Raw genomic sequence first — 12,227 nt, forward strand, 5'->3', positions numbered from 1 at the left:
TTTTTTTTTGGGGGGGGGTAATGCTTAGTTTGTTATTTTGTAAATTTTTTGATTATTTCATAGTTTTGCAAAAGCTGTTCAAAAGAAAAATTTAAATTTGCAGGAGAAGTTGAGGGTAGGGCTATGGCTTTTAAGCGAGGGTGGAATTTAATAAAAAATTTATAAGCACTTTGTCCAGTAGTAAAAATGGCTTGGATTTTGGTTTGAGAAAGGATCGGGCTTAAATCATTGGCTTTTGCATAACTTATAGTTTTATCATCTGAATTTTTTATCTTGCAACTTTGAAGTACATCCCAAAGAGCGATATGTTTTTTTCTTAAAAAGGCTTGTTGTTCTGTGATATTTTCTAATCTTACATCAAAAAGTGTTTCTAGTATAGGCCAAAAACGATTTCTTGGGTGTTGATAATAAAAGCCATCTTGTCTTGATTTTACCGAAGGAAAAGATCCTAAAATTAAGATTTTAGAATCTTTGTCAAAAAAAGGCTCAAAAGGATGAGTTAGAAATTCACTCACTCACACAAATCCACAGAAATTTTTCCGTTTTTAATTTCGCTGATTTTAACTTTTAAGCTTTGGTTTTCGCTTAAATTAAGATGCTTGCTTTTTGAACTATGCAATAAACCATCAACACCATTTTTAAGTTCCACAAAGGCTCCAAAAGGAGCGATTTTTTTAACAATACCTTGAAATTCTTGCCCAAGTTCAAAGCCTGATATATCTTTGTCTTTAGAGCCTTTTTTAGTTCCTTTTTGAGAGCTTGTGATGTTTATGATGTAGTCTTTTGCGGCTTTGATTTGCTCATTTTGACTACCTGCTATTTTTACTTCACCTTTTTCGCGATCTAAGTCTATAGAAACGCCAAATTTTTCTACGATTTCTTTGATGGTTTTTCCGGCTTGTCCTATAATATCAACGATTTTTGAAGGATCAACGCTAAAAAGCTCAAGTTTAGGTAAAACTTCTTCATTGACTATGATTTCTTTGGCGGCTTCTTCCATGATATTTAGAATGTGAATTCTTCCTTCTTTGGCTTGGTATAAAGCTTGTTTTAGTGTTTCTTGATCGATTCCACCTAGTTTTATATCCATTTGAAGAGCAGTAACGCCGTCTTTGCTTCCTGCTACTTTAAAGTCCATATCCCCATCATGATCTTCAAGTCCCATGATATCTGTTAAAACAGCATACTTGTTATCTTCAAAGATAAGCCCCATGGCTACTCCTGCAACAAGTTTTAAGCTTGGCACTCCTGCTGCTTTTAAGGCTAAAGATCCGCCACAAACCGTTGCCATAGAACTTGAGCCATTGCTTTCTAAAATTTCACTGACTAAGCGGATTACATAAGGATAGTTTTCATCCACACTTGGATAAAGTGCTCTTTTGGCTAAATTTCCATGTCCTAGTTCTCTTCTTCCTGGAGCTTTGATAGGACTTGCTTCGCCTACTGAAAAACCTGGAAAATTATAATTTACCATAAAGCGTTCGCTTATAGGATTTTTTTCTGTAAGCAAGTCTATCATTTGAGCATCGTTTTCTCCGCCTAAGGTTGCAACCACTAGGGCTTGAGTTTGTCCACGAGTGAAAAGACAAGAACCATGAGCGTTTGGCAAGATATTGGTTTCTATACTAATAGGACGCACTTCGTTTAAACTTCTACCATCAGCTCTTTTGCCTTCATTTAAAATTTGCCCACGAATAAGTTTGCGTTTGACTTTAGCTAAGGTATTTAAGACACTTTCTTCGCTCCACTCTTTAGCGATTTCAAGATTTGAAATTTCTTTAGCGATTTTATTTAGTTCGCTTGCTCTTTCGCTTTTTGCCATTTGGTTGATGGCTTCTTTGATTTGTTTTTGGAAATTATTTTCTATAAAAGCTAAAATTTCAGGATATTCAATCTCATTTTTTAGTTCGATTTGAGAATTTTTTTTGTGTTTGCTAAAGGCTTCTTCATAAGCATTTGAACCATTTAATATAGCTTTTTGAGCTAAATTTAGAGCTTCTAAAATTTCATCTTCGCTAAGTTCATTCATATTTTGTGAAGTGGTTTGAGTTAAAACATCAGCATAAGGAGCTTCGATAAAGATTTCATTTTCTTTTTGATCAGGTAAGGCTCTCATTTCTATCATCAAAAGCTCATCTTTTACACCTGCTACATAGAGATCTAGGGTGCTATTTTGAAGCTCTTCATTGTTTGGATTAAGTATGAAATTTCCATCTATCTTTCCTATACGCACACCACATACTGGAGCTTTCATAGGTATATCACTAAGATAAAGTGCCACGCTTGCGGCATTTAAGCTCATTACTTGCAAATCTACTTTAGGATCAGCTGAGAGAACCATCACAACGATTTGAGTCGGATAAGCATAGCCTTTTGGAAAAAGAGGGCGTAAGCTTCTATCAATAATGCGTGCTGTTAAGGTTTCTGCATCGCTTGGCTTGGTTTCTCTTTTGACATAACCACCAGGGATTTTTCCTGCAGCATAAGCCTTTTCGATGTATTGGACGGTTAGAGGTAAAAAATCTTCTTCAACTTGTTTTTCTTCTCTTGCAACTGTAGCTAGAACAACGCTTTTGCCTTGTCTCATTAAAACAGCACCGGCAGCTTGTTTGGCGACTTTGTCTATATTAAATATTTCTGTATTTTTGTTAATTTCTATGCTGTATTGCATTATTTTTCCTTTTTTACCAGATAATAAATTCGTAAAATTTTTTAAAATATTTAGCAAATTTCATCCTTTTTAAATTTTGTTTTCACTTTCTGCTAAAGAGAAATCGTATTTTACTCCTCCTAAAGGATAGAAGTTGAAAATAAAATAAACTCCGCTTTGATTTTTAGCTGTGATACCACCACTTGTGAGTTGTGGATCGATTCTTTCTCTATACATTAAAGAATAGTTCCAACATTTTCTTTGGTAGGTATAGCCAAGTTCCCACATGTTTGCATGAGCTCTTTGAGTATCAAACCAAATTCCACCAAATAAATTGTAATTAGGTGTGGCAATATAATTTGCTCTTGTGCCAATAAAGCTATATTTTCCATACTCATCGTTTTGATAAGCATGAGAAAACATCCAATTAAATTTTGAATTTGTATTGACTTCTATTTGGCTGATGACATTGGTAAAGCGACTTTGTTCATAAGAGTAAAGCACTTCGCTGTTGAGATTGATATTTTCATTAAAATAATAAGTTAAAAGATTTTCAAGTTCATAGAATTCATTTTGTTTATTGAGATAGTCAAGTGAAATTCTGTGTTTGAGTTTTTTTTGTCCTTCGTTGTTATAGAAATATTGCACAGCATAAAGACTTGTATGTTCGTTTTCTTTGTCGTATTCTTCAAGATAATCTTGCGTGATTTTACCTGATTTTGCTCCTGGTAAAATGTAATTCACCCCTAAATTTAAAGTATGAAAGAAATTTTCATAAGCTTTTGAAAGATCGGTGTAGAGATTAAAATCATGAGTGTTTCTGAAATAATGCTCATGGTTTCTTTCGGGATCGTTGCTATAATTTACAAAAGAAGCATAAAATCTTTCTGTAAAAGTAAAGTGTAAAAAGTCTCCAAAAAAAGCGTTGTGATACGAGATAGGCAAGTCTAAATTTAGCTCATTTGCATAAGAACCAGCAGGTCGGTAAAAATTATGAAATGAAGCATCAAATGAATAACGCAAGCGTTCATCAAAAAGGTTATTTAAAAATCTATGATATTGAAAGCTTGGATATTCTTGTAAGGTTGTATTGTTGCTAAGTTTAGATGTGTCGATATAATATCTTGCATAAGCTCCGTAAAAATTGTTTTCATCAGCTAAAAAATAATTGATTTTGGAGGTTACAAGCGAGTTAAGATCTCGATAATCCCTACTTCCTAAATTTAAATAATCCACATCGTTGAGATAGGTTGCATCTATCCATAGGCCTTCTTGAAAATTATCACTGAGTAAAGATTTGATTAAATCATCTCTTGAGTATTTTAGTTCTATTCCATAGTGGGTTTGATTTTTTAAATTTTCATCGTGAAAATAGGAGCTATTTTCCCTAAAAGCACCAAAATTTAATTCTCCTGTTGAATATGGAGAATCAAGAAATCTTAAAGTAGAATAAAGTCCAAAACCACGGTTTGTTCGAATTTGTGGATTAAGTTCTAAATCCCAATTTTCTTGAGTGGCTATATAAATAGGTTGTTCATAGTATAAGCCTTCGCTACTTTTTAAAACGATTTTTGGGATTAAAAGCCCGCTTTGTCTATGAGTATCAGCGCTAAATCCAAAATAAGGTAGATAAAAAACTGGGGTATTTTTAACATATAATCTTGCATTGTAAAGATGAACAAAATTGGTTTCCCGGTTAAGCCAGCCTTTTGAAAAACGAATTTCCCAATCAGGATCTTCAACATTGCAGCTTGAAACTGCTGAAACTTTGCTTTCAAAGACTTTATCATTTAGATGACTTGTTTTGCTTTGAAACCATACTTCAAGATTGTTATTGGAAAAGAAAAAATTACTAAAATCGGCTTGATTGGAATTTAGGTTGATTTTAGCATAATCAGAATGTGATCTTTCGTTTTGTCCCCTTAGGATGTTAACATCGCCAAAAAGCTCAACATCTCCGGTTTTTTCATTGTAAATTGCTTTATTAGCAGTGATGAAATAAAAATCAGAAAAAATAATAACATCATTGTTTGCAGTAAGAATATCACCTTCTTTTTTTACATCAAGAGCGTAAATATCAACTTGTGCTGCATTTAAAGCTATACTAGTTCCTAGCAATAGGGAAAATTTACGCCACATCGACTACTATTGTCCTTGCTAGATAATCCTCCCAAGCTTTGCGTAAATCATTGCTTAAAGCCCAAGCAAATCCAAGCATAAACGCCATAGCACTAACTTGTCTTACGGCAGACCTGATGCAACTTTGAATGAGATTGGGTTTATCAAGAAGATTTTCATCCAAGATGATAATTTTGCATAATATTTTTCCCAAACTTGCCCCATAAAGATAAGTAAAAATTGCTTGATAACTAAAATGAAGCAAGATGAAGCCAAGGTAAAAATTTCCTACAATTTGAGTTGTTTCAAATAAATCTTTTGCTTGGATTAGACGATCATAAAAAATGATAAACACAATCAAAGAAATAACCATATCATCGATTAAAAAAGCTAGAACTCTTTTTCCAAAACTTGCTATTTTTAGATTTTCACGCTCTAAGCGGTCTTGTAAATTTTCTTTCATTTCAGAACCTGATGAGCGATGTCTTTTCTGTATTGTTTTCCTTTGAAATTTACATTATCACAAAGTTTATAAGCATTTTTTTGCGCTTCTTCTATACTTTTTCCTGTGCCAACGCAAACTAAAACTCTTCCACCATCAGCCATTAATTTGCCATCTTCTAGGCTTACTCCAGCATAAGAAATATGAGAGTTTTCAGGAATGTTATTTACGGTAATTTCACTTTTTGGTGAACTTTTGTAAGGATAATTTTCACTTGCGCATACAACCCCTACTGCAAATTCTTTTTTGATTTTGATTTTTGAGTGTCTTAAGCGTCTTTGAGTAGCAGCTAAAATAAGCTCTAAAGGATCTTCGATTAAAGGCATTAAAACTTCACATTCAGGATCGCCAAAGCGAACGTTAAATTCTAATACGTAAGGTTTATTTCCAACGATCATAGCACCTATAAATAAAACACCACAAAATTCCGCTCCTTCTTTTTTCATACCTGCTAAAGTTGGTAAAATAATATCTTTTTGAACTTTTCTAAGCAAGCTTTCATTCGCCAAAGAGCTAGGAGCGTAAGCACCCATTCCACCAGTATTTGGCCCTTGATCATTATCGAGTAATTTTTTGTGATCTTGTGCTGCAGGAAGTAAAACAAAATCATTGCCATCACATACTGCAAAAATGCTTAGTTCATAACCATCTAAAAATTCTTCAATTACAACGAGTTTTCCAGCATCTCCAAAGCTTTCTCCGCTCAGCATTTTAGCTGTTTCTTCTATGGCTTCTTCATGAGTTTTAGCTATGATAACACCTTTTCCTGCGCAAAGTCCATCGGCTTTTACTACTATAGGAGGGGTTAAACTATATATAAAATTTTTTGCTTTTTCAATGTCATTTGTGTTTAAAAATTTGGCTGTTTTGATACGGTATTTTTTAAGAAAGCTTTTCATAAAAGATTTTGAGGTTTCAAGCATTGCAGCAGCTTTACTTGGCCCAAAAATAGCAAGTCCTTGTTGTTTAAAAATATCTACAACCCCTTCAGCTAAAAAACTTTCACTTCCTACTATACAAAGATCAAAACCTTTTTCTTTTGCATAGGTTGCTAAAACTACTGGATCTTTTAGGTTTAAATTTGTTCCAAGACTTTCGGTAGCGCCATTTCCAGGAGCAAAATAAAACTCTAAATTTTTGTCTACTCTTCTTAAGGCTAAAGCAATAGAATATTCTCTTGCACCACTACCCAAAATCATTATTTTCATTTATATCTCCTTTTAAACCCAAACAGCCGTTTAACAAAGATTGACCCCAAAAAGTCAAAGAAAACCGCTAGGTAATTTTTAAAGGCTGCAACTTCTCACTTTTTTCAAAGCTCAAACGATGCCACAGAACACGGTAAATCACACAATCGCAGTTAATAAAAATGTGTTGGATCACTTTAAATACTACAAACTGTTTAGGCAAGGAAATTATAACTTAATTTAGCTTAAATTTCTATGTCTTAAATCAGTTTAAATTTGGTTTTTCCTGATTTGTCAAAATGCTTTCCTTGTAAAATAATATCGGCAACATTTTCCCAAACATGTTTTTCATCAATATAGACTATATCAAAGGTGTTATCACGCATTAAAGATTGATAATTTACTTTTTTAGGTGCGTATTTTACTAAATAATACGGATTTTGTGAAAAGTTTTCAATTTTTAATTTGCATAATAAATCTAAATCCGATGTGACAACTAAAAATTTTTTTCTTTGTTCTTTTGTGATTTTTTGAATATACACTAAAAGTTTTTGATCAAAAGGATTTAGAGCGGATTTATTTAAGCGACTTAAGTAATGTTCTGCAAAAGAAAGAGAACAGAAAGAATTTTCTATATTACTCATAGTAAAATAAGAATTTTTAACCCCTGATGATTTTAAAGATAAGTGCCAAATTTTGACATCCATTATGGTTGCACATAGATTTAAACCTGTGACAATTTTTTTAAAGAGTTTTTCTCGTGAAAGTTTAAAAGCATTTTCGAAAATATTGTAATTTTTCTTATAAAAATCTTCCCTTATAGCATCAAGTCTTTTTAGTGTTGTTCTGTAGTATTCTGCTTCTTTTTGTAGTTTAGCCAATATTTCTTGTCGTGCTTTAAGTTTTTCAGGGTCTGCATCGGTCGCATTGCTTTTAAGATTTATTTCAGATTGTAAAGTTTTCATTTGTGCTTCAAGTGAGGCTAGACGATTTTTTCTTGTATCTATGGTGGCTACTAAAGCTTGGTAATGACACTGCAAAGATAAAAAAGTTTCGTTAAAAATTTTAGTGATATTTGGTTTTTGATCAGCCATCATTTGCTTATACGAATTCTCTAAATGCATCATGATGCTTTTTAATGCGCTAAATTGGTTTTGGTCTATGCTATTATCCATAAAAATTAAAGTATCATAAGCTTTAAATAAAAATCTTTTAAGTATAAGATAATCAAGTATACAAGGAATTTCCTTTTCATCTTGTAGATTGGCTTGAAGCGTTTCTACGGATAAAATTTCATGGGCAAAATATTTTTGTATAGCTTGAGGTATAGTAAAAGAAAGAGGAATTTTTTCTATAGTGTCAAAGTCTGTTGTTCTATAAAGTTCTGTTATATAAGCACTTCTTCTTGAGTTTTGCAAGTCTTCTAATTCATCATCATTGTCAGTTTTCCAAAAATCATGCTCAGTGATAAAATCCCCTTCTTTAAATTCTTGAAATTTTGAAGGTTTTATACCTGTTATGGTTTTGCTTGTTTGAACGGGCTTGCCGTCTTCTGCTTTTTTTTCGCTAGAAAGAGTTCTAAATTCCACAAGCATACCAACACTTGGCATACTTTTTTTATCATTCCAAATTTGGCGATTGAAGTCAAAAAAGGTATTTGCTGAGTTTGTAACGGTTCCACGTCCTGTAGAATCCATATAAATAGCTATTTTTCCATGCATATTTCTTCCTTGAAATTTCTTGAATAAATTCTAGCCTTATTTTTATAAAAATTTTATAATAAAAATAAGTGCTAGAAAAAATGGATCATTCCCATTCTATGGTTGCAGGTGGTTTGCTTGAGATATCATAAACAACGCGGTTTATACCTTCTACTTCATTGATGATACGGCGACTTATGTTTTCTAAAACTTCGTAAGGTAAATGCGAGAAAGTAGCTGTCATGCCATCGCTTGCATCTACAACGCGTATGCAAACTGCATTATCATAAGTGCGATTATCCCCCATAACTCCAACGCTTTTAACATTTAAAAGTACGCAAAATGCTTGCCAAGTTTTATCATACCAACCTGTACTTTTAAGTTCTTCAAGTAAAATTACATCAGCCTTGCGCAATAGTTCTAAGCCAGGGCGATTTACTTCTCCCATAATACGTATAGCAAGACCTGGTCCAGGGAAAGGATGACGATAAACTACTTCTTTACTAAGTCCAAGCTCAAGTCCTAAGGCACGCACTTCATCTTTAAAAATTTCTTTTAAAGGCTCTATGAGTTTAAGATTCATTTTTTCAGGTAAGCCCCCTACATTATGATGGCTTTTAATGGTTTTGCTTGCACCTACAACAGAACTTTCTATGATATCAGTATAAAGTGTGCCTTGAGCGAGATATTTTACATCTTTATGTTTTTTTGCTTCTTCTTCAAAAACTTCTATAAAGGTATTTCCTATGATTTTTCTTTTTTGTTCAGGATCTGTGACATTAGCTAAGCGACTTAAGAAAATTTCACTTGCATCAATGCTGATGAGATCGATGCCTAAAGTGTTTTTAAACATAAATTCAACTTGTTCTTTTTCTCTACTTCTTAAAAGTCCATTATCTACAAAAACTACTATAACTTGCTCTTTTATAGCGCTAGCTAAAAGTGCAGCAACTACGCTACTATCTACTCCGCCACTTACAGCACAAAGCACTTTATCATTGCCTACTTCTTCACGGATTTTTTCTGCTTGAGTTTTTGCAAAAGAACCCATATTCCAAACACTTTCACAATTGCAAGCATATTTAGCAAAATTTTTTAAGATATTTTTGCCAAATTCGCTGTGTTGTACTTCTGGGTGAAATTGTAGAGCAAAGAATTTCTTATCTTCGTTTCCAAAAACACAAAAAGGGCTATTTTCACTTGTGGCTAAAACTTCAAAACCTTGAGGTAAATTTTCTACTTTATCAGAATGACTCATCCAAACGGTTTGTTTTTTTGGAAGATTTTTAAACAAAGCGTTATCTTTTTTAATTTCTATGTTTGCTTTGCCGTATTCTTTATGTCCTGCAGGTGCTACTGTAGCTTTGTAATGATGTGCCATGAGTTGCATACCATAACAAATTCCAAGAATAGGTAGATTTAAGTCAAATATGCCTTTATCGCAAAAATACGCATCAGTTGCATATACGCTTGCTGGACCTCCGCTTAAAATAATACCTTTTGGTTCTTTCGCCTTAATATCAGTCAAGCTTACATTAAAAGGTAAAATTTCTGCATAAACTCCTTGTTCCCTTAAGCGTCTTGCTATAAGCTGAGTGTATTGAGAGCCAAAGTCTAAAACTAAAATATCTGCTTTTTTCATTATTTACCACCTATGTAATTGTTCGTATTTTTTAATGGTTTTTACCGAACCATTTTGTTCATAGCTTGTGTATTGAGGGTTGCCTTTATATCCGCAAGCACAGAAGAAAATTAAGAAAAGAAATGCTAAAATCATCTTATGGGAAAAAGAAATAATATTAAGATGACTAAAAACGCTAGTGCTGTTATTAATGAATTGATGGATAAACCTCATTATAAGCCTTTAAAAACCTTATTTTTTTGCAAAGATTTTTTAAGTTCTTTTCCGCTTGCTAAGCAACGTTTGATTGCTAAAATTTATGTAAAAAATCATATTTTAAATATAATAACCTTACATCCAGCAGCTTATCAAGAATTAAATCATGATGATAGCAAAATTTATATTAAATTTCTCATAAAAGCATATGGACAAAAATATCCTTTAAGTGGATTTGTTGATATAAAAGATATAAAAATCTTTTCTCAAAAATACACTTATACGGTAAATAAAAACAAAAATGATGAAAAACTCTCTAAAAATTCTTATTTGGAGCTTTCTAAGGGTGAATTTAAAAATTGCTTTGAAGATAAAAAATTATTTAAGAAATTTGAAGATTTAAGAGAGCTTATAAAAAAAGGTTCTAATCTTGATTAAAGAGAATTTAGAAAATGAGTTAAAAACTCTTCCCAATAGTGCTGGAGTGTATCAATATTTTAATCAAGAAGGAAAGCTTTTATATGTAGGCAAGGCTAAAAATCTTAAAAATCGTGTCAAATCTTATTTTGCCTTTACTCCAAATTTACATGCAAATCCAAGAAATTCTTTAAGAATTCAAAAAATGATTGAAGAAACAGTGCATTTGGAATTTATTGCTACTAATTCAGAGGCTGATGCTTTGATTTTAGAAAATTCTTTTATCAAACAACTGCATCCAAAATATAATATTTTGCTAAGAGATGATAAAACTTATCCTTATATTTATGTGGATTTTGAAGAAGAATTTCCACGCTTTGAGATCACTAGAAAATTAGTAAAAAAAAGCAAAATTAAATATTTTGGCCCTTTTTTTAAAGGCGCTAGAGAGCTTTTAGATGCGCTTTATTTATACTATCCTTTAAAGCAAAAAGCAAGTTGTAAATCCCCTTGTATTTTTTATCAAATTTCTCGTTGTCTTGCACCTTGTGATAAACTCATCAGCAGGGAAAAATACCTTGAAATTTTAGATGAGGCTATACACGCACTTTTAAATCCTAGTGTTTTGCTTAAAAACTTAGAAAAACAAATGCTTGTTTTAGCACAAAATGAAAATTACGAAGAAGCAGCTAAAGTAAGAGATCAGATTGCAATGATTAAAGATTTGGAAGTTAAGGTTGAAATAGATATTGCGAAATTAGAAGATTTTGAAGTATTTGCTTTAGCTTTTAAAAATTCCGTGCTTTCAACCTTGCGTTTTGTGGTGCAAAATGGAAAAATTATCAGTGCAAATTCTAAGATTACTCCTATAAGAAATGATATACAATGGGATCAAAATGAAATTTATAAGCAACTGATTTTAGAAAATTTTAGCATGGATATTCCTTTGCTTGCAAATGTTATTTATGTTTATGAAGAATTTGAAGATAGAGTGCTTTTAGAAGAAATTTTAAGCCAAAGGTTTGATAAAAAAATCAGTATTAAAATCCCTAAAATAGGAGAAAAAAGAAGAATTTGTGATTTGGCTTTTCAAAATGCCCTTTTAAATATAGAAAAAGAGCAAAAAAATCATGATTTTACTATACAAAAAGAATTAAAGTTTTATTTTGAGCTTGAAAATTTACCAAATGATATAGAAATTTTTGACAATTCTCATTTGCAAGGCGTGGCAAATGTTGGAGCTATGGTAACTTATAGAATAAATTCTTGGGATAAGTCAAAATATAGAAAATTTCATTTAAAACATAAAAATGACTATGATCAAATGCGTGAAGTTTTAACGCGTAGGGCTTTGGACTTTGATAAAATACCTCCTCCTGATTTATGGCTTATAGATGGGGGAAAGGCTTTGCTTGATTTGGCTAAAGAAATCATTGTAAGTAGTGGGGCAAATGTCGATATTTTAGCTATTTCAAAAGAAAAAATCGATGCAAAAGCACATAGAGCTAAAGGGGGTGCTAAGGATAAAATTCATTCCTTAAAAGGAGAATTTAGTCTAAGCATTAACGATAAAAAACTACAATTCTTACAGAAATTAAGAGATGAAGCACACCGTTTTGCTATCAGCTTTCATCAAAATACTAAGAAAAAACAGGACTTGAAAAGTTCTAAGCTTGCAAATTTAGGACTTAGTTCAGGGGTTATACAAAAACTTTTAGCGTATTATGGAAATTTTGAATCTATATATAAGGCTGATTTTAAAGATCTTACAATGCTTGTAGGCAGGAAAGCGGCGCAAAAGATAAAGGAAAATTGA

General features: G+C 32.2%; 9 protein-coding genes. 2 read left to right on the forward strand and 7 right to left on the reverse strand.

All coding sequences use genetic code 11. From position 1 onward, the window contains the following. Positions 1 to 32: 32 nt before the first annotated feature. The 7 genes from AJ882_RS08740 to guaA all read right to left on the reverse strand — a co-directional run bounded on the left by AJ882_RS08740 (position 33) and on the right by guaA (position 9,799). Positions 33 to 515, reverse strand: a complete 483-nt coding sequence (locus AJ882_RS08740) for a DNA-deoxyinosine glycosylase (protein WP_002859314.1) — start codon at positions 513 to 515, stop codon at positions 33 to 35. Beyond that, positions 512 to 2,671 (reverse strand): polyribonucleotide nucleotidyltransferase, encoded by a 2,160-nt coding sequence (locus tag AJ882_RS08745; RefSeq protein ID WP_002908583.1) that lies wholly within the window; start codon positions 2,669 to 2,671, stop codon positions 512 to 514. The genes AJ882_RS08740 and AJ882_RS08745 overlap by 4 nt, the downstream gene beginning before the upstream one ends. A gap of 69 nt (positions 2,672 to 2,740) precedes the next feature. Further along, positions 2,741 to 4,789 carry an LPS-assembly protein LptD gene (locus tag AJ882_RS08750; RefSeq protein ID WP_011049915.1) on the reverse strand — a complete coding sequence of 683 codons (2,049 nt, stop codon included), beginning with the start codon at positions 4,787 to 4,789 and terminating at the stop codon, positions 2,741 to 2,743. Then, a complete protein-coding gene (locus AJ882_RS08755; RefSeq protein ID WP_002853161.1) occupies positions 4,779 to 5,231 on the reverse strand; it encodes an RDD family protein in 453 nt (150 codons plus the stop codon). The genes AJ882_RS08750 and AJ882_RS08755 overlap by 11 nt, the downstream gene beginning before the upstream one ends. Continuing rightward, a complete protein-coding gene (gene purD, locus AJ882_RS08760; RefSeq protein ID WP_002853212.1) occupies positions 5,228 to 6,478 on the reverse strand; it encodes a phosphoribosylamine--glycine ligase in 1,251 nt (416 codons plus the stop codon). The genes AJ882_RS08755 and purD overlap by 4 nt, the downstream gene beginning before the upstream one ends. A 239-nt stretch (positions 6,479 to 6,717) precedes the next feature. After that, entirely contained in the window at positions 6,718 to 8,178 is a 1,461-nt protein-coding gene (locus AJ882_RS08765) for a hypothetical protein (RefSeq protein ID WP_002867356.1), read from the reverse strand. Positions 8,179 to 8,263: 85 nt separating this feature from the next. After that, positions 8,264 to 9,799 (reverse strand): glutamine-hydrolyzing GMP synthase, encoded by a 1,536-nt coding sequence (guaA, locus tag AJ882_RS08770; RefSeq protein WP_011049914.1) that lies wholly within the window; start codon positions 9,797 to 9,799, stop codon positions 8,264 to 8,266. Positions 9,800 to 9,937: 138 nt separating this feature from the next. On the opposite strand from guaA, the gene AJ882_RS08775 reads away from it, so the two are divergent. Beyond that, on the forward strand, positions 9,938 to 10,432 hold the full coding sequence (locus AJ882_RS08775; RefSeq protein ID WP_002867358.1) for a hypothetical protein: 495 nt from the start codon (positions 9,938 to 9,940) through the stop codon (positions 10,430 to 10,432). Beyond that, positions 10,425 to 12,227, forward strand: a complete 1,803-nt coding sequence (uvrC, locus tag AJ882_RS08780) for an excinuclease ABC subunit UvrC (protein ID WP_002898461.1) — start codon at positions 10,425 to 10,427, stop codon at positions 12,225 to 12,227. Before AJ882_RS08775 ends, uvrC begins: the two co-directional genes overlap by 8 nt.

The organism is Campylobacter sp. BCW_6461, assembly GCF_001762735.1.
Classification (GTDB): Bacteria; Campylobacterota; Campylobacteria; order Campylobacterales; family Campylobacteraceae; genus Campylobacter_D; species Campylobacter_D jejuni.

Excerpts from the sequence above, each read along its gene's own strand:
- AJ882_RS08745 (WP_002908583.1), bottom strand. The coding sequence starts at position 2,671 with ATGCAATACAGCATAGAAATTAACAAAAATACAGAAATATTTAATATA.
- AJ882_RS08755 (WP_002853161.1), bottom strand. The coding sequence starts at position 5,231 with ATGAAAGAAAATTTACAAGACCGCTTAGAGCGTGAAAATCTAAAAATA.
- AJ882_RS08750 (WP_011049915.1), bottom strand. The coding sequence starts at position 4,789 with ATGTGGCGTAAATTTTCCCTATTGCTAGGAACTAGTATAGCTTTAAAT.
- AJ882_RS08765 (WP_002867356.1), bottom strand. The coding sequence starts at position 8,178 with ATGCATGGAAAAATAGCTATTTATATGGATTCTACAGGACGTGGAACC.
- guaA (WP_011049914.1), bottom strand. The coding sequence starts at position 9,799 with ATGAAAAAAGCAGATATTTTAGTTTTAGACTTTGGCTCTCAATACACT.
- AJ882_RS08775 (WP_002867358.1), top strand. The coding sequence starts at position 9,938 with ATGGGAAAAAGAAATAATATTAAGATGACTAAAAACGCTAGTGCTGTT.
- purD (WP_002853212.1), bottom strand. The coding sequence starts at position 6,478 with ATGAAAATAATGATTTTGGGTAGTGGTGCAAGAGAATATTCTATTGCT.